General features: G+C 49.6%; 17 protein-coding genes. 8 read left to right on the top strand and 9 right to left on the bottom strand.

The annotated features are described in order from the left end of the window. Nucleotides 1–100: 100 nt before the first annotated feature. Entirely contained in the window at nucleotides 101–1276 is a 1176-nt protein-coding gene (locus LVQ77_RS00230; protein ID WP_232903339.1) for an amidohydrolase, read from the bottom strand. Between the two features lie 10 nt (nucleotides 1277–1286). Beyond that, nucleotides 1287–2477 (bottom strand): MFS transporter, encoded by a 1191-nt coding sequence (locus LVQ77_RS00235; protein WP_154148788.1) that lies wholly within the window; start codon nucleotides 2475–2477, stop codon nucleotides 1287–1289. A 158-nt stretch (nucleotides 2478–2635) separates the two neighbouring features. Here LVQ77_RS00235 and LVQ77_RS00240 point away from each other — a divergent pair, with 158 nt between their 5' ends. After that, entirely contained in the window at nucleotides 2636–3544 is a 909-nt protein-coding gene (locus LVQ77_RS00240) for a LysR substrate-binding domain-containing protein (protein WP_154148790.1), read from the top strand. A gap of 45 nt (nucleotides 3545–3589) precedes the next feature. Here LVQ77_RS00240 and sdaA read toward each other — a convergent pair whose 3' ends face one another. From sdaA to pabB, 3 genes are all read right to left on the bottom strand, one after another. Beyond that, entirely contained in the window at nucleotides 3590–4954 is a 1365-nt protein-coding gene (sdaA, locus tag LVQ77_RS00245; protein WP_151994549.1) for an L-serine ammonia-lyase, read from the bottom strand. A gap of 274 nt (nucleotides 4955–5228) precedes the next feature. Continuing rightward, on the bottom strand, nucleotides 5229–5807 hold the full coding sequence (locus LVQ77_RS00250) for a CoA pyrophosphatase (protein ID WP_232903340.1): 579 nt from the start codon (nucleotides 5805–5807) through the stop codon (nucleotides 5229–5231). Between the two features lie 3 nt (nucleotides 5808–5810). After that, nucleotides 5811–7172 (bottom strand): aminodeoxychorismate synthase component 1, encoded by a 1362-nt coding sequence (gene pabB, locus LVQ77_RS00255; RefSeq protein WP_370644895.1) that lies wholly within the window; start codon nucleotides 7170–7172, stop codon nucleotides 5811–5813. A 108-nt stretch (nucleotides 7173–7280) separates the two neighbouring features. Here pabB and LVQ77_RS00260 point away from each other — a divergent pair, with 108 nt between their 5' ends. Next, on the top strand, nucleotides 7281–7550 hold the full coding sequence (locus tag LVQ77_RS00260) for a YoaH family protein (RefSeq protein WP_064511851.1): 270 nt from the start codon (nucleotides 7281–7283) through the stop codon (nucleotides 7548–7550). Between the two features lie 23 nt (nucleotides 7551–7573). Here LVQ77_RS00260 and LVQ77_RS00265 read toward each other — a convergent pair whose 3' ends face one another. Continuing rightward, the gene (locus LVQ77_RS00265; protein ID WP_232903342.1) at nucleotides 7574–7918 is read right to left on the bottom strand and encodes a RidA family protein; all 345 of its coding nucleotides are present in this window, start codon (nucleotides 7916–7918) and stop codon (nucleotides 7574–7576) included. Nucleotides 7919–8048: 130 nt separating this feature from the next. On the opposite strand from LVQ77_RS00265, the gene yoaA reads away from it, so the two are divergent. The 5 genes from yoaA to rnd all read left to right on the top strand — a co-directional run bounded on the left by yoaA (nucleotide 8049) and on the right by rnd (nucleotide 14456). Further along, entirely contained in the window at nucleotides 8049–9959 is a 1911-nt protein-coding gene (gene yoaA / locus LVQ77_RS00270) for a DNA repair helicase YoaA (RefSeq protein ID WP_232903343.1), read from the top strand. Between the two features lie 71 nt (nucleotides 9960–10030). After that, entirely contained in the window at nucleotides 10031–10726 is a 696-nt protein-coding gene (gene tsaB / locus LVQ77_RS00275) for a tRNA (adenosine(37)-N6)-threonylcarbamoyltransferase complex dimerization subunit type 1 TsaB (protein ID WP_154148802.1), read from the top strand. Between the two features lie 45 nt (nucleotides 10727–10771). Then, on the top strand, nucleotides 10772–11374 hold the full coding sequence (locus LVQ77_RS00280) for a Slp family lipoprotein (protein WP_064511847.1): 603 nt from the start codon (nucleotides 10772–10774) through the stop codon (nucleotides 11372–11374). A 203-nt stretch (nucleotides 11375–11577) separates the two neighbouring features. Further along, nucleotides 11578–13263: a long-chain-fatty-acid--CoA ligase FadD gene (gene fadD, locus LVQ77_RS00285; RefSeq protein WP_154148806.1), complete on the top strand. Its 1686-nt coding sequence runs from the start codon at nucleotides 11578–11580 to the stop codon at nucleotides 13261–13263. 71 nt (nucleotides 13264–13334) lie between these two features. Further along, on the top strand, nucleotides 13335–14456 hold the full coding sequence (gene rnd, locus LVQ77_RS00290) for a ribonuclease D (RefSeq protein WP_232903918.1): 1122 nt from the start codon (nucleotides 13335–13337) through the stop codon (nucleotides 14454–14456). Between the two features lie 160 nt (nucleotides 14457–14616). Here rnd and minE read toward each other — a convergent pair whose 3' ends face one another. From minE to minC, 3 genes are read right to left on the bottom strand one after another with little or no spacing between them, the layout of a single operon-like run. Then, on the bottom strand, nucleotides 14617–14895 hold the full coding sequence (minE, locus tag LVQ77_RS00295) for a cell division topological specificity factor MinE (RefSeq protein WP_034455225.1): 279 nt from the start codon (nucleotides 14893–14895) through the stop codon (nucleotides 14617–14619). Between the two features lie 3 nt (nucleotides 14896–14898). Further along, nucleotides 14899–15711: a septum site-determining protein MinD gene (gene minD / locus LVQ77_RS00300; RefSeq protein WP_064511844.1), complete on the bottom strand. Its 813-nt coding sequence runs from the start codon at nucleotides 15709–15711 to the stop codon at nucleotides 14899–14901. A gap of 24 nt (nucleotides 15712–15735) precedes the next feature. Further along, entirely contained in the window at nucleotides 15736–16443 is a 708-nt protein-coding gene (gene minC / locus LVQ77_RS00305) for a septum site-determining protein MinC (protein WP_232903919.1), read from the bottom strand. A 126-nt stretch (nucleotides 16444–16569) separates the two neighbouring features. Here minC and LVQ77_RS00310 point away from each other — a divergent pair, with 126 nt between their 5' ends. Further along, nucleotides 16570–16845, top strand: coding sequence for a YcgL domain-containing protein (locus LVQ77_RS00310; RefSeq protein ID WP_034455230.1), 276 nt, complete (start codon nucleotides 16570–16572; stop codon nucleotides 16843–16845). The last annotated feature ends 40 nt before the right edge of the window (nucleotides 16846–16885 follow it).

Consider the following 16885-nt stretch of genomic DNA (forward strand, 5'->3'; position numbering starts at 1 on the left):
GGATTGGGTATCCGAAGGGAAAATCATACTTTTAGATGAGCGCTCATGGAGTCTTTCGTGCAAGCGTCGCAGACACGACGCTTGCTATTTTAGTGAATATTTAAATAAACATTTGGCTTATCAAACCCAGGTGCGTTTTAACCCCCACTTTCATAGCATCCTCATCCAACAGGAAGTGGGGATTGTGGACATTCCAAACAGCGCCTTTGTCGGGATTTCTACAACCGACGAAAATAAAGCATCCTGGAACATGTTGCTGATACGAAGAGAAATCCTCACTCCCAAATAACGGTGTTGTTACCGTGTGCAGCGTTTGAGGAGGGAAATTTTCTTCGATAACTTTGTGCGCAATCTCGCAGGCAGAAGCATGATTATTCCCTACGGCATAACCTGCTTGCCACTGAATATCAAAACTTGCTCCGTGAGCGGCAACAACTCCTGCAATCACTTGCTGCATGAGTTGCGGAACCTGCTCACGCACTTTTTGGTTGTGTGTGCGCAGTGTACCCGCAAGATGGGCACTATTCGGGATGACATTGTAGCTTTCACCCGACTGGAAAGTGGCGATGGTTAATACTGGCGCGTGCAGAGGGTCGAGCTTGCGGGCGACAATTTGCTGCAATGCGCTGACTATTTCTGCACCGATAACTATTGGGTCAATACACAGGTGCGGCATCGAGCCATGACCGCCTTTCCCGGTTATCACAATATCGAAATTATCGCTTGATGCGCTGAACACGCCTTCTTTCAGTGACAAGGTTTGCGTGGGCTTATCTGGCATCACATGCAGACCAAAGATGTATTCGACATCTTGCAGCACGCCCAAATTTACTAGTTCTTGAGCGCCGCCCGGCGGCACTTCTTCCGCATGCTGGAAAATAAAACGTACCGAGCCTTTGAGCTTGTCCTGAAAATGACACAGCACTTTTGCCGCACCCATTAACATCGCCGCATGGGCATCATGTCCGCAGGCATGCATCACACCAGGTTTACATGAGGAGAAAGCTTCGCCGCTCTCTTCCTGAATCGGCAGGGCATCAATATCCGCACGTAGTGCCCATACGGGGCCGGGGAGTTTTCCCCTTAATTCGGCCACAACGCTATTTGGTGTAAGACGACGCAACTCAAGCGGCCCAAAGCTTGCTAACTCTGCGGCGATAAAATCAGCCGTGGCTTGTTCCTGAAAAGAGAGGTCCGGGTTGGCATGAATATGCTGGCGCCAGCGAGACACGTCATGGGCCACTTCGTCAGTCAGAATATCGATATTGAAAGTCATAATAGCTCCGTTATTCGGTCACAGTGTTCAGCGCGGTTCTTTTTGCCATCAATGGTAAGACGGCCAGCGCTGCGCAGATCATCGACAAGGAAAGGAAGATAAACGTGGTGTAGTAGTCCTGGCTTGTGCCAATGAGGTAGCCCATCACGATAGGAGAAACAAAACCGCCCAGGGTACCACCGGTATTAATCAGGCCAATTGCCGCCCCCATGGTTTCTACTGGCAGGCGTTTCATCGGCAAAGTGAAAGCCGTGACAAAACTGCCCATCAAAAAGACCTGGCCAAGAAACAAGAACACACTGGCGGTGACGGGCGAAGGCATGTGGTAAATGGTGAAGATGCACAGAGCACTGGCTATAGAGCAGCCAACAATCACCAGTGGCTCGCGTCCCTGAAAATATTTACCGACCAGCCAACCGGTACCAAGCGATGAAATCCAGATACCTAAGCCTCCGGCAGCAATCACAAGCCCTGAGGTTTCAAGCGGCATATGGCGCTGTTGTACCAAAAACTTTGGTAGCCAGGCCATCAAGCCATAACTGGGAATATTGATGCAGAAGATAGAAACGAATAGCAGTATCACGGTTGGATTTTTCAACAGCGTGCGATAACTGGTGGTAGAGGTGGCTTTCGTCGTGACGGGTGGTTTACTCACCAGCATAAAGATAACTATGGCAACTGCGCATGCCATCAAACCGAGCCCGGCAAACGAGCCGCGCCAGCCAATATGCGTTAATGCGCTGACTGCCACCATCGGGCCAATGGTCATTGCAAGCCCGGCGGATGAGAGCAGGATTGATTGGGCGAATGTTCGTTTTTCAACGCTAAAGTTACTGACCACCGCTTTGGCGCAGGAACATGGGTATCCAGAATGACCGATTCCCGCCAGGAAGCGGAAGACTATCAACATACCAAAGCTTAACCCCAGAACACCGAAACAAAGCGCAAATCCACCGAGCAGGCAGAGTGAAGCAACCAGCATGCTACGAAAACCAATGCGGTCATTTAGCCAGCCTGCCGGTATCTGAAACAGTGAGTAAGAGAGGAAGAAAATGCCGGTGATGTACCCTAGTTGCTGTGTGGAGACGCCAAACTCTTTTTCGATAGGCAATAATGCGAAGCCCATCACCGTTTTATCTATATAGACAATGACATAGCCCAGAAATAACAGGAAAATCATCAAGGAGTGACTTTTTTTCATCGTGCGGACCCTTATGCGGAATTCCGTTCCAGGAGCGAATCGCCCCGTTGGTTGCAGCGTTCATATGGATAACTCTGATAGCTATATAAGCAGTGCGGGTATTCTCGCAAAAGATGCAATTTTGTTTGGGGTGATGCTTTTTATTGATAGGGGTGTGCATGAAGTATTTGCCGAAAATGCAGCAGTTACATGTCTTCAGACAAGTGGTGCGCAGCCGCAGCATCCGTGGAGCTGCGCGAGTAATGGGGCAATCTCAGCCGGCGGTGAGCAGAACATTACGAGAGCTGGAGCAAACTTTATCAGCACAACTATTTCTGCGCGGAAACGAAGGCATCACCTTAACTGAGGCAGGAGAGGCATTTTCCCGCCGGGCTGAGTGGATTCTGGAGGAACTACAGCGTGCGGCCGAGGAAGTGGAACAAATTAACCACTTTTCACAAGGCAAACTGACCATTGGTTTTTCATCATTGATTGCATTAAGTGTTTTTCCGGCCGTAGCTGACAGCTTTAAATCACGCTTGCCGCAAGCTAGTTTGCATATCAAAGAAGGGCAACTGACAACATTGCTGCCGCTATTGCAACAAGGAGAGCTCGATCTGGCTATTGGGACAATCAATCCTGCCAAAGTGCCGGAAGATGTCATTGTTGAGCCGTTGTTTAGCGCACCATTCTGCGTTATTGCCCGGCGTGAGCACCCCTTAGCGCAGTCGACATCACTTGCCCAATTACGTAGGGCGAAATGGTTATTACCGGAAGCAAATATCGGTTATTACCAACAGCTACAAGATGAACTCAATGAGTTTTATGGCCAGATGCATGAAGCACCGATTCGAACAGACTCAGTGATTTGTGGGCTCAACATGGTGCTGCATTCGGATTATTTGACGATAGTCGCCCGAGCGATGAGCACACCATTATTCTTACAAGACCGGCTGACCGTATTACCAATAACGACGCTGCCGTCGGCACAGTATTGCGTTATCTGGTCACAGAAGTCGGACTTAACAGCAACTGCGCGGCAATTTTTATTAGCGCTGCGTCAGCAGTGTCAAAATTATCCGTGGTAGGTTTGGCAGAGTAGGTTGGCCCTCTTTGCAGAGGGCCAGAAGGGATTAGTCACACTGTACTTTGATTGCCAGGCCGCCACGTGAAGTTTCACGGTATTTGGCGTTCATGTCTTTGCCTGTCTCGTACATGGTCTCGATAACCTTATCGAGAGAGACACGCGGTTCACTGGTACGGCGCATCGCCATACGAGTAGCATTAATCGCTTTTACCGAGGCAATGGCGTTACGTTCGATACAAGGCACCTGAACCTGGCCTGCAACCGGGTCACAGGTTAAACCCAGGTTATGTTCCATACCGATTTCTGCTGCAACACAAACTTGCTCTGGGCTTGCGCCTAAAATTTCAGCAAGGCCTGCGGCAGCCATAGAACAGGCCACGCCTACTTCACCCTGACAGCCGACTTCTGCACCAGAAATAGACGCATTCATCTTGTAGAGCGCACCAATTGCACCTGATGCGAGGAAGTAGCGGATATAGGTATCCGGGCTGACTGACTCGATAAAGTGGTCATAGTAAGCAAGCACAGCAGGAACGATACCGCAGGCACCGTTAGTAGGTGCAGTTACTACACGCCCACCAGCAGCGTTTTCTTCGTTAACGGCCAGCGCAAACATGTTCACCCAATCGACCACATTCATTGGGTCGTTAGACAGTTTATCGCTAGAAACCAGCATACGGCGCAATGCAGAAGCACGGCGTGGCACACGCAATGGGCCAGGCAGAATGCCTTCGGTGTTCACACCACGGTCGATACAGGCACGCATGGTCTGCCATACGTTGGCAAAATACTCTTCAATTTCTTTACGGCTATGCAAAGCCAGCTCGTTCTGCATGATCACGCCGGACAGAGACATGCCAGTTTCTTTGCAGTGCTTAAGCATCTCTTCGGCAGAATTGAACGAGTAAGGCACGACGATTTCGTCGGTCGCTTCTTTGCCGAAATGTTCTTCATCAACGATAAAACCACCGCCGATGGAATAGTACGTTTTGGTGTAGATCTCTTGATCGCCACTGAACGCGTGAATAGTCATGCCGTTTTCATGCAGAGACAGGTTGTCGTTGCGGAAACACATACCTGAATCTTTCGGGAAATCGACTTCATGGCGGCCCTGGGCTAGCCACAAACGACCACGGGTTTCAACATCACGGATAAACGCCGGGATTGAATCAATATCGACGGTCGCGGGTTCGTTACCTGCAAGACCCATGATAATAGCGATGTCGGTATGGTGCCCTTTACCTGTCAGAGACAGGGAACCGTAAACATCGACAGCGATACGCGTCGTGCTTTCCAGTAATCCTTTTTCGACCAGATCATCGACAAACAACTTACCGGCCTTCATCGGACCGACGGTATGGGAACTGGATGGCCCAATGCCGACTTTGAACATGTCGAATATGCTAATCACACAAAACTCCTTCCAAGGCACCAGATAAATAAAATTTGCTGCTGCAAAATCGCAGTCAGCTAGTTTAAAAATTTATTGCTCACTGTAGTAAACTATTCACATGAATTAAACTAATGGTTAACTGTAACTTGACTAATCCGGCCTGAAAATGCGGTTGTCGGGGGATAAGTCCAGAGTCATTCACCATTTCTTTTACCCATGATGCAAATAAGGGAATAAAACTTCAGCAAGACACTCTGCTAAATATAGCCGTTTTTACAGGATTAAAGAGTGATCAGGGTTCCACGCTTATCTGCAAGGCTAATTCACGGATGATTCCGGCCGTCATGCCCCAGACAAAATAGTGCTGATACCAGGAAAGCCAAACCCTGTGGGCGTTGCCACGACGGTGAATATCCAGCGGATGGTAACGGCCAAGTGTAAGGGCCTCCATCAATGGCATTTCAAATACTGCCGCGACTTCATCCTCGCTGGCATGGTAGGGCAAGTTGGGCGGAATGATGCCGACGACCGGGGTGACCTGAAATCCCGTAACGCTATCAACCGATGGCAAAGTACCAATCACTTCGACACTGTCAGGAGAAATGGCGACTTCTTCCCAGGCTTCGCGCAGCGCGGCCGCAATTAACGACTCGTCCGTGTCATCAACCGCCCCACCGGGGAAGGCCACTTGTCCGGCATGTTTGCGCATCATGGCAGAACGCTGTGTCAGCAGCAGTCCGGGTTGCGGGCGGCGGACGATAGGGATCAATACGGCGGCCTGGCGTTTATTACCGCTCATCCGCGTTGCTGGCGGTTGTAGCAGTTGAAAACGCGATAAAAAATCGTTCATGGTCAAGGAGGAACCAGACATTCATCAACTCTCTAATTGCGGCAGAATACGATTAACTTTATCAAAGGTTTCCTGATATTCCGCAGATTCAACACTATCGGCAACTATGCCACCACCTGCAGAGCAGTAAAGTTTGCCGCCTTCGGCAGTGAGTGTCCTGATGGTAATACTGGTGTCCATATTGCCGCAGAAGCTCAGATATCCAATGCTGCCACACCAGGCATTGCGCCGTTGCGGCTCCAGTTCTTCGATGATTTCCATGGCGCGGACTTTTGGTGCCCCGGTAATAGAACCACCCGGGAAGCACGCACGCAGTAAATCTGTTGCCTGTAGATGTTGTGGCAACTTTGCAGTGATCGTACTAACGAGGTGATGAACTGCCGGGAAGGGCTCGACAACAAACAGTTCTGGCACTTTTACGCTACCTGGCACGGCAACCCGGCCAATGTCATTCCGCAGTAGATCGACAATCATCAGGTTTTCGGCCCGATCCTTTGGCGAGTTGGCAAGTTTTTCAGCTTGCTGCGCATCGTCAATCGGATCGGTAAGGCGCGGCAAAGTACCTTTAATTGGGCGCGTTTGGATATTCTTGCCTTCGAGCAAAATAAAACGCTCGGGAGATAGGCTGAGAATTACGCTTTCCGGTAGACGAATAAAGGCGCTAAATGGTGCTCGATTAGCGGCATTCAGTTGCTCGAATGCTTGCCACTCATCACCTTCGTAACAGGCGTTAAAGCGCTGCGCGAGATTGACCTGGTAACAATCACCGCTTTTGAGATATTCCTGTACCTGCCGGAATTTAAGTCCATACTGCTCGCGGGTCATACTGGAGCGCCACGCGCTTGTCAGGCGAAACGGCTTAACAACCGGGGCTATTTGCGCTTCCAGCCAGTTAAGTCGTGCAGAACATTCACCCCAGCAAATAAGCGTGAGCTTTTTTAGTTTATGGTCGGCAATCAAAGCCCAGTCATAAATGCCAATTGCCATGTCCGGAGTGTTGAGATCGGCCTGTGCAATTTCTGGTACTTTTTCGAAATGACGACCCAGATCATAACCAAATAACCCTAACGCACCGCCTAAGAAAGGTAATTCCGGGTGAGTTGCTGATTGGTAGCCAAAACTGTCCAGCGTTTGCTGCAACAGTTGTAGTGGGTCGCTATGATGTGTCGAGCTGACTCCTTCCACGCAGATTGTCGTTTGAGCGCCACGGGTTACTAAGGTTGCACGCGGCTCGGCCACCAGAATATCAAAGCGATTATGGGGATGTTCAGCAAAACCGGAATGCAGCAGCATTGCCCATGGTTGCTGTGCAATAGCTTTGAAAGTGTGTTGAACGGCATTCGGATGCCATGGCAAAGTGCGAAAAGTTAGAGTTTGCAACGTCATAAACCACAACTAAAAAAGAGACAGATCATCCTGCTTACCTGGAAACCCTCTGGAATCAATGAAAGCAGCGTGAAATAATTAACCCAGGCAATGTAACAGGAGTCGAAAATGATTTCAGGATTACCCTCATTATCCCACGAGCAACAGCAAAAAGCCGTTGAGCGAATTCAGGAACTGATGGCTAACGGCATGAGTAGTGGCGAAGCTATTACTTTAGTGGCCGCAGAGATTCGTGCCAATCACACAGGTGAAATGGTCGCAGTCCGTTTTGAGGATGATGATGTCGGCGACGCAGAAAACGACGAAGACACCGCTAACGATGATGACGAAGAAGAACACTACGTCGATCATTACGAAGAAAACGACGACGATAAGTAAAGCGGGCCGCAGCCCGCGTAGTTTCAGACTGCTGCGATAATCTTAATTTCTACTTTGTAACGCGGATTCATCAATTTTGCCTGCACGGTACAACGTACCGGCGCATGGCCCGCGACTACCCACTCATCCCAGGCCTTATTCATCGCGGAAAAGTCAGTACTTTCTGGCAGGAAGATCGTGGTATCAAGAATTTTACTCTTATCGCTGCCTTGTTCGAGCAGAACTGCGTCGATTTGCGCAAGGGTGTTTGCGGTTTGTTCGTAAGCATCAGCATCCAGATTTTCCGGCACACCGGTATAGTACAGGGTGTTGTTATGAATCACCGCATCTGACCAACGTGCTTCCGGTTTTATACGCACAATACTCATTACTGTTTCCTTTTCAGCTCACTTATATTTGCGCTACAGCCTGCCACAATCTGCAGGTTGCTTCCACAGGCTTGCTGGATTAACACCGCTCACACTGACATAATCACTGTCAATAAACCCAGGGGGTATTGTGACAGACGATTTTGCAGCAGATGGCCAACTCGCCACGGCGATAAAAGGTTTTAAACCGCGTGAACCGCAACGCCAGATGGCACAAGCCGTCACCAAAGCTATTACTTCCGGACGAGAGCTGGTGGTGGAAGCAGGTACAGGCACCGGTAAAACCTACGCTTACCTGGCCCCGGCTCTGCGTTCAGGCAAAAAAGTCATTATCTCAACCGGATCAAAAGCTTTGCAAGATCAGCTTTTTTCCCGTGATTTACCCACCGTTGCAAAAGCACTCGATTTCAAAGGGCGGCTGGCGCTACTTAAAGGGCGATCTAACTATTTGTGTCTTGAGCGCCTGGAGCAAAATGCGCTGGCGGGTGGTGATCTTCAAGTCCAGACGCTGAGCGATATCGTTAAACTGCGTGGCTGGGCGATTGAAACCGTTGATGGAGATATCAGCACCTGCGCAAGTGTTGCTGAAGACTCAGCCGTTTGGCCAATGGTCACCAGTACCAACGATAACTGTCTTGGGCAAGACTGCCCGCTCTACAAAGATTGTTTCGTAGTTAAAGCACGTAAAAAAGCCATGGATTCGGATGTGGTGGTAGTGAACCACCATCTCTTTCTGGCCGATATGGTGGTGAAAGAGGGCGGTTTCGGTGAACTTATTCCCGAGGCCGAAGTGATGATTTTCGATGAAGCGCACCAAATCCCCGATATCGCCAGCCAATATTTCGGGCAGTCAGTTTCAAGCCGCCAGTTGCTCGATATTGCCAAAGACATCTCTATTGCCTATCGCACCGAAGTGCGTGATGCGCAGCAATTGCAAAAAAGCGCTGACCGTCTGGCGCAGAGCACACAAGATTTTCGTCTGCAAATGGGCGATCCTGGCTATCGCGGTAACTTACGTGAATTACTGGCTGAACCGTCAATTCAACGGGCCTTGCTGCTACTCGATGACGCGCTTGAACTTTGCTACGACGTCGCAAAACTCTCACTTGGCCGCTCCGCATTACTGGATGCGGCATTTGAGCGGGCAGTGATTTTACGCGGACGTATCAAACGACTCAAAGAGGTTGATACCCCAGGCTACAGCTACTGGTATGAATGCAATGCGCGCAACTTCACGCTTGCTCTGACACCGTTATCGGTTGCCGATAAATTCCAGGAAGTGATCAGCCAAAAAGCAGGAACCTGGATCTTCACCTCGGCAACGCTTTCAGTAAATGATCAACTTAGCCACTTTACTGAACGCCTGGGGATCGCTAACGCAGATACACTGTTACTAGCCAGTCCGTTTGATTACGCCAGCCAGGCATTATTGTGTGTGCCGCGTGGACTACCAACACCCAACCAACCGGCAGCAGGTAGGCATCTTGCCAAAATGCTCAAGCCGCTAATCGAAGCCAATAATGGTCGTTGCTTCATGCTGTGCACATCTCACTCGATGATGCGTGATTTAGCAGAACAATTTCGCGCCACCATGACGCTGCCAGTTTTACTGCAAGGTGAAACCAGCAAAGGCCAGCTATTGCAGCAGTTTGTCGATGCCGGTAATGCCTTGCTGGTGGCAACCAGCAGTTTCTGGGAAGGCGTTGATGTGCGCGGTGATGCGCTCTCCCTGGTGATTATCGACAAGCTGCCGTTTACCTCCCCTGACGATCCGTTGCTGAAAGCACGCATGGAAGATTGCCGTCTGCGTGGTGGAGATCCCTTTGAGGATGTGCAACTTCCTGATGCTGTTATCACCTTAAAACAGGGCGTAGGCCGCTTAATCCGCGATGTCGATGACCGTGGCGTGTTAGTGATTTGCGATAACCGACTGGTGATGCGTCCCTACGGTGCAGTATTCCTCAATAGCCTGCCACCGACGCCGCGTACGCGGGATATAAATCGGGCAGTTGAGTTCCTTAACTTCCGTCCGTCGCAGTAATTTGTGCCAGGCTATGGTATGATGCGCGCCGATTTTTGACCCCACTTTTTACCGCCAGAGGTTGGCAAATCATGCGAATTTTAGCCATCGACACCGCGACAGAAGCTTGTTCGGTTGCCCTGTATAACGAGGGGACTTCCTGTGCCCGTTTCGAACTCTGCCCACGTGAACATACCCAACGCATATTGCCGCTTGTCCGCGATATTCTCAATGAAGGGGGCGTTGGTCTGACCGCATTGAACGCCCTTGCTTATGGCCGTGGTCCTGGTAGTTTTACCGGCGTGCGCATAGGCATTGGTATTGCGCAAGGGCTGGCCTTGGGTGCTGAATTGCCGATGATTGGCATATCAACACTTGCCACCATGGCGCAAGGCGCATGGCGTGTGACGGGAGCTACCCGTGTGCTGGCCGCAATTGACGCACGTATGGGGGAGGTTTATTGGGCTGAATATCAGCGTGATGAAAATGGTGTCTGGCACGGTGAAGAAACTGAAGCGGTGTTAAAACCTGAAGCGGTTGCTGAGCGGTTGAAACAACTACAGGGTGAGTGGGCTACTGTTGGAACGGGTTGGCAGGCCTGGCCGGATATGGCTCAGGGCAGTGAACTGGTCATCCATGATGGAGAAGTCACCTTGCCTGCGGCGGAAGATATGTTGCCTTTGGCGATTCAGGCATTGAATGCCGGACAGACAGTTGCGGTTGAACATGCCGAACCGGTTTATCTGCGTAATGAAGTGACCTGGAAGAAACTGCCTGGCAGAGAGTAGTTCCCGACGTTTTCGTGAAGCGAAATTGCGTTAAGGAGAAAGGATATGGCTGGTTTACATGTCAGGATTGTTACCCGGGTTTTAGCCATCGCGGCAGTCATTGTGCTTAGCGGTTGCGTCAGCATACCTGATGCCATAAAAGGCACCAGCGCCATGCCTCAACAAGATTTAGTCCGGGTGATGAATGCACCACAGCTCTATATCGGGCAAGAAGCACGCTTCGGTGGGCGAGTGGTGAATATTGATAACAAGCAGGGCAGAACAAGGCTGGAAATTGCCACCGTTAATCTCGATGAAGGTGCGCGTCCAGAGTTAGGTGAGCCTTCCAAAGGGCGTATCTACGCGGATGTTAACGGTTTCCTCGACCCTGTAGACTTCCGCGGTCAGTTGATAACCGTGGTTGGCCCAATTACTGGTGTAGTTGAAGGTAAAGTGGGTGAGAGTGCGTACAAGTTTATGGTGATGCAGGTGAATGGCTATAAACGCTGGCGTGTCACTCAACAAGTGGTAATGCCACCGCAACCGATAGACCCGTGGTTCTGGGGCGGGCCGTATCCTTATCGTGGTCGTTACGGCTATGGCGGTATGTGGGGCGGCGGATGGTATAATCCAGGCCCTGCACAGGTGCAGACAATCGTAACTGAGTAACAAATTGCTTTACTGAAACGAAGAGGCAGCGGCATGTCCGCTGTCTCTTCGTTTTATCATGGAATAAAAATAATTAGTGATGCGCTTCGCAACCTTAAATCAGTCTAATTAATAAACTGGTACGCTGAGTTAATATTATGTTAACAGCGTGTTTATATATTGGGGTTGTGATGACGACGAATATTAAATTCAGAGGTGGATCCTTGAAGAAGGTTTGGCTTAACCGCTACCCAGCCGATGTTGCGGCTGAGATAAATCCTGACCGTTATCAGTCCCTGGTTGATATGTTTGAGCAAGCAACGGCACGTTATGCCGATCAGCCTGCATTCATGAACATGGGTGAAGTGATGACGTTCCGTAAACTGGAAGAGCGGAGCCGTGCGTTTGCTGCGTATTTACAACAGGGTCTGGGCCTGCAAAAGGGCGACCGTGTTGCGTTAATGATGCCGAACCTGTTGCAGTATCCGGTCGCGCTGTTTGGTATTCTGCGCGCGGGTATGGTGGTGGTGAATGTTAACCCACTGTACACACCGCGTGAGCTTGAGCATCAGCTTAATGACAGCGGTGCCAGTGCGATTGTGATTGTCTCGAACTTCGCTCACACCCTCGAAAAAGTAGTCGAAAAGACCCAGGTTAAGCACGTTATTTTGACGCGTATGGGCGATCAGCTCTCTGCGGCAAAAGGTACGTTGGTTAACTTTGTTGTTAAGTACATCAAACGTCTGGTACCGAAATACCATCTACCTGATGCCATTTCATTCCGTAGTGCTTTGCAACATGGCTACCGTCTTCAGTACATCAAGCCTGAAATCATCAACGATGACCTCGCATTCCTGCAATATACCGGCGGGACGACGGGGGTTGCCAAAGGGGCGATGCTGACACACCGCAATATGTTAGCGAATCTTGAACAAGTTAGAGCGGCCTACAGCCCGCTACTATTTGAACGCAAAGAGCTGGTTGTTACCGCATTGCCGCTCTACCACATCTTCGCTCTGACCATGAACTGCCTGCTATTTATTGAACTTGGCGGACAGAATTTGCTAATTACCAACCCACGTGACATTCCAGGGCTGGTTAAAGAATTAGCTAAATATCCATTTACCGCAATGACTGGCGTAAACACGCTGTTTAATGCGCTGCTCAACAACAAAGAATTCCAGCAGCTCGATTTTTCAAGTCTGCACCTTTCCGCGGGTGGCGGTATGCCTGTCCAGCAAGTAGTAGCCGAGCGTTGGGAAAAACTGACAGGACGCTTCCTGCTTGAAGGTTACGGTCTGACCGAGTGTGCCCCATTAGTGAGCGCCAATCCTCACGATATGGATTACCACAGCGGCAGTATCGGTTTGCCAGTACCGTCCACCGAAGTAAAACTCATCGACGATGAAGGTGAAGAAGTCCCTCCTGGCGAACCAGGGGAGCTTTGCGTCAAAGGCCCGCAGGTGATGTTGGGTTACTGGCAACGTCCGGATGCAACGGATGAAATTCTGCAAGACGGTTGGTTGCGTACCGGTGATATCGCGGTAATGGACGACGAAGGCTTTATGCGCATCGTCGATCGCAAAAAAGATATGATTCTGGTCTCAGGCTTTAACGTCTACCCGAACGAAATTGAAGACGTCGTTATGCAACATAGTGGTGTGCTCGAAGTTGCCGCCGTTGGTGTTCCGAGCGGTGCTTCCGGCGAAGCGGTAAAAATCTTTGTCGTGAAAAAAGATGCATCGCTCACCGAAGAGGCGCTAATTGTTTTTTGCCGCCGTCATCTTACTGGCTACAAAGTGCCTAAGCTGGTGGAGTTCCGCGAAGAGCTGCCAAAATCGAATGTAGGCAAAATATTACGACGAGAACTACGTGACGAATCGGTCAGTAAAGGCAACAATAACGCCTGAGCTCCGAGTCAGTCGCCCTAACGCCGGTTCTGCCGGCGTTTTTTATGGGCGCAAACCTAAGAGAACTGAATTTGACTTACCAAATGATTACTACCGATGAAGGCCTGGCTACCGTTTGTGAGGCTGCACGTCAATTTCCGGCTGTTGCGCTGGATACTGAATTTGTTCGTACACGGACATATTACCCGCAGCTGGGTTTGATCCAGCTGTACGACGGGGAAGCTGCTTCGCTTATCGACCCGCTGACGATTTCTGATTGGTCACCATTCAAAACGTTGTTGCAAGATACTGCTGTGATTAAGTTCCTGCACGCTGGCAGCGAAGACCTGGAAGTGTTCCTCAATGCGTTCGGCATGTTACCTGACCCGTTTATTGATACACAGATTCTGGCGGCCTTTAGCGGGCGTCCACTCTCTTGTGGTTTTGCCACCATTGTTGAGTCGTTTACCGGTATTGCACTGGATAAAAGTGAATCACGCACCGACTGGCTGGCACGCCCTCTGACTGAGCGCCAGTGTGATTATGCTGCCGCTGATGTGCTCTATCTGCTGCCTATTGCGCACAAGTTGATGGAAGAGACACAAGCAGCGGGCTGGATGGAAGCGGCCCTGGACGAATGCAACCTGATGGCTTCCCGTCGCCAGGATGTTCTCGACCCTGAAGAAGCCTGGCGTGAAATTGGTAACGCATGGCAGTTAAGAACGCGCCAGTTGGCTTGCCTGAAGAAACTGGCATCATGGCGTCTGCGCAAAGCGCGTGAGCGTGATATGGCGGTCAACTTCGTGGTGCGTGAAGAACACCTCTGGCAAGTCGCACGGTACATGCCAGGGTCTTTAGGTGAGCTTGAACACCTTGGCCTGAGCGGCAGCGAAATTCGTTTCCACGGCAAAGCACTTCTGGCTATGGTGGTCGAAGCCCAGGCATTGTCCGACGACGAACTGCCTGAGCCATTGAGCAATTTGGTTGATATGCCGGGATATCGCCGCGTATTTAAAGCTATCAAAGCGTTGGTTCAGCAGGTGAGTGAAACTTGTGGGTTGAGTGCAGAGTTACTCGCTTCACGCCGACAAATTAACCAGTTGCTGAATTGGCACTGGCAATTAAAAACCCAGACTACACAGCCGGAATTAATCAGTGGCTGGCGTGGACGTGTAATGGGTGAAGCTTTAAAAACGTTGCTGGCTGATTTTTAATATTTGCTGAAGGTTACTGGGAATAATTACAGGGTTTTTACCAGGTGGTAATTGAATATAGCCATTAACCTTTAAGAATAGTCTGTATTTAAACATTGTCAGTTCGTAAAAATAAATAAGCCTCCGGGATAATTCCAGGAGGCTTATTACGTAAAATGTATTACGCGGATTTGGTTGTTGCTTCCTGCGTTTCTGGCAACGTGACGTTAAGCTCCAGAACAGAAATATCGTCATCTTTTTGATCGAGAACGACTGTTAACATCTCAGGATCGATTTTTACATATTTGCAAATGACTTCCAAAATATCGCGTTTTAGCTGCGGCAAATAATGAGGTTCACTATCACCACGGCGACGCTCTGCGACGATAATTTGCAGACGTTCTTTTGCAATGTTGGCGGTGTTCTTTTTCCGTGAGAGAAAAAAGTCTAGTAATGCCATAACTTATCCTCCGAACAGGCGTTTGAGGAAGCCTTTCTTCTCTTCTTCAATGAAGCGGAAAGGGCGATCTTCGCCAAGCAGACGCTCAACAGTATCTGCATAAGCCTTACCAGCGTCAGCCTCCTGGTCAAGAATGACCGGCTCACCCTGGTTTGAAGCACGCAGCACAGATTGATCTTCAGGAATAACTCCGACCAATGGAATGCGCAGTATTTCCAGCACATCTTCCATGCTTAGCATGTCGCCGCGGTTTACACGGCCCGGGTTGTAGCGAGTTAACAGCAGGTGTTCTTTAATTGGCGATTCACCGTTTTCGGCACGACGAGATTTTGAAGAAAGAATGCCGAGGATGCGGTCTGAATCGCGCACTGATGAAACTTCAGGGTTAGTCGTGATAATTGCTTCATCAGCAAAATAGAGCGCCATTAATGCGCCTGTTTCGATACCTGCAGGTGAATCGCAAACGATAAACTCAAAGTCCATATTTTTCAGATCTTCGAGTACCTTCGCCACACCTTCGCGGGTAAGGGCATCTTTATCGCGGGTTTGCGATGCGGGAAGAATGTAGAGTTGCTCGGTGCGCTTATCTCGGATCAATGCCTGATTTAATGTGGCATCGCCTTGAATAACGTTAACGAAGTCGTATACCACGCGGCGCTCGCAACCCATGATTAAATCCAGGTTACGCAGGCCAATATCAAAATCGATAACGACGGTTTTTCTTCCCTTTTGGGCCAAACCCGTAGCGATGGCCGCGCTGGACGTGGTCTTACCGACGCCCCCTTTACCCGACGTAACAACAATAATGCGTGCCATAAAGGAATTCCTTGTTAAAAGGGCTTAATTCAAAGATTGAACGGAGAGAGCACCACTCGCCAAACTCAGGCGCGCCGCTTTCCCATAATAATTGGCTGGTATTTGTTCACTTAGCCAGTATTCTCCCGCTATTGAGACCAGCTCAGCAGCAAGATTAGTACAGAATATTTGTGCATCACGATCGCCACTGGCGCCCGCCAGAGCACGGCCACGCATCATGCCGTAAACATGAATATTACCATCTGCTATAAGTTCTGCACCGGCACTGACGTGATTGGTGATAATCAAATCACAGTTTGGCGCATAAATGCGCTGACCGGAACGAACCGGGGCATCAATCAAACGCGTTTTTGTGATCGGGGTAACAATTGGTTCTACTGGTGCCGCAACCTCAGCGGGAGTGGCCCTGGAACGCAAATTCTTTTCTTTCCCTTCAGTCAGAAGTGGCAAGCCAGCGAGTTCAATTTCCCTCTTCAAAGCTTCGTCTTTACAACCACTTATACCGACTACTCGCAAACCGGAAGCAACTACCGCTTGCTGGACTTTCTTCCAGTTAACTGAACCATCGAGGCTGGCAACATTCACCACCACTGGTGCATTTTTCAGAAAGGCCGGAGCCTGGGATACTTTGTCCTGAAGGGCCTGGAGAATGACTTCGGGTTGTGCATCATGTAAATGAAGCACTGATAAGGTAAAACTGCTGCCTTTTAACTCGATTGGCGTGTTTGACATCCTGGCCTTACTCAATTCAGTTTTAATCCCCACCTGTGTGGGACGATATTCCGAAGTACATCTGGCATGTTATAGTCACAGATATATTCAGGCAAGCCACCATCTGGCGAAAATAGAGTAAAAAAAATGTTTTGTGTGATCTACAGAAGTAGTAAACGTGACCAAACTTATCTTTATGTCGAAAAAAAAGACGATTTCTCACGCGTACCTGAAGAATTGATGAAAGGTTTTGGTACCCCACAATTGGCAATGGTATTACCGCTTGATGGGAGTAAAAAACTGGCTAATGCTGATTTTGATAAAGTAAAACAAGCTCTCAAAGATGTTGGCTATTATTTACAATTGCCACCACCGCCTGAAAGTTTGTTAAAAATGCATCTCGAAAACAGTCCGAAAAAATAAGTTTCAGACTACTGCCAAATCTTTCCTGAACATAAAGGTA

This window comes from Buttiauxella cochleicola (assembly GCF_021282435.1).
GTDB classification, from domain to species: Bacteria; Pseudomonadota; Gammaproteobacteria; order Enterobacterales; family Enterobacteriaceae; genus Buttiauxella; species Buttiauxella massiliensis.

What these genes read in the sequence shown, in the direction of transcription:
- LVQ77_RS00280 (WP_064511847.1), top strand. Translation starts at nt 10,772, where the DNA reads ATGGCTGGTTTACATGTCAGGATTGTTACCCGGGTTTTAGCCATCGCG.
- pabB (WP_370644895.1), bottom strand. Translation starts at nt 7,172, where the DNA reads ATGACGTTGCAAACTCTAACTTTTCGCACTTTGCCATGGCATCCGAAT.
- LVQ77_RS00260 (WP_064511851.1), top strand. Translation starts at nt 7,281, where the DNA reads ATGATTTCAGGATTACCCTCATTATCCCACGAGCAACAGCAAAAAGCC.
- tsaB (WP_154148802.1), top strand. Translation starts at nt 10,031, where the DNA reads ATGCGAATTTTAGCCATCGACACCGCGACAGAAGCTTGTTCGGTTGCC.
- minD (WP_064511844.1), bottom strand. Translation starts at nt 15,711, where the DNA reads ATGGCACGCATTATTGTTGTTACGTCGGGTAAAGGGGGCGTCGGTAAG.
- LVQ77_RS00265 (WP_232903342.1), bottom strand. Translation starts at nt 7,918, where the DNA reads ATGAGTATTGTGCGTATAAAACCGGAAGCACGTTGGTCAGATGCGGTG.
- LVQ77_RS00235 (WP_154148788.1), bottom strand. Translation starts at nt 2,477, where the DNA reads ATGAAAAAAAGTCACTCCTTGATGATTTTCCTGTTATTTCTGGGCTAT.
- LVQ77_RS00240 (WP_154148790.1), top strand. Translation starts at nt 2,636, where the DNA reads ATGAAGTATTTGCCGAAAATGCAGCAGTTACATGTCTTCAGACAAGTG.
- minC (WP_232903919.1), bottom strand. Translation starts at nt 16,443, where the DNA reads ATGTCAAACACGCCAATCGAGTTAAAAGGCAGCAGTTTTACCTTATCA.
- LVQ77_RS00230 (WP_232903339.1), bottom strand. Translation starts at nt 1,276, where the DNA reads ATGACTTTCAATATCGATATTCTGACTGACGAAGTGGCCCATGACGTG.
- LVQ77_RS00250 (WP_232903340.1), bottom strand. Translation starts at nt 5,807, where the DNA reads ATGTCTGGTTCCTCCTTGACCATGAACGATTTTTTATCGCGTTTTCAA.
- LVQ77_RS00310 (WP_034455230.1), top strand. Translation starts at nt 16,570, where the DNA reads ATGTTTTGTGTGATCTACAGAAGTAGTAAACGTGACCAAACTTATCTT.
- minE (WP_034455225.1), bottom strand. Translation starts at nt 14,895, where the DNA reads ATGGCATTACTAGACTTTTTTCTCTCACGGAAAAAGAACACCGCCAAC.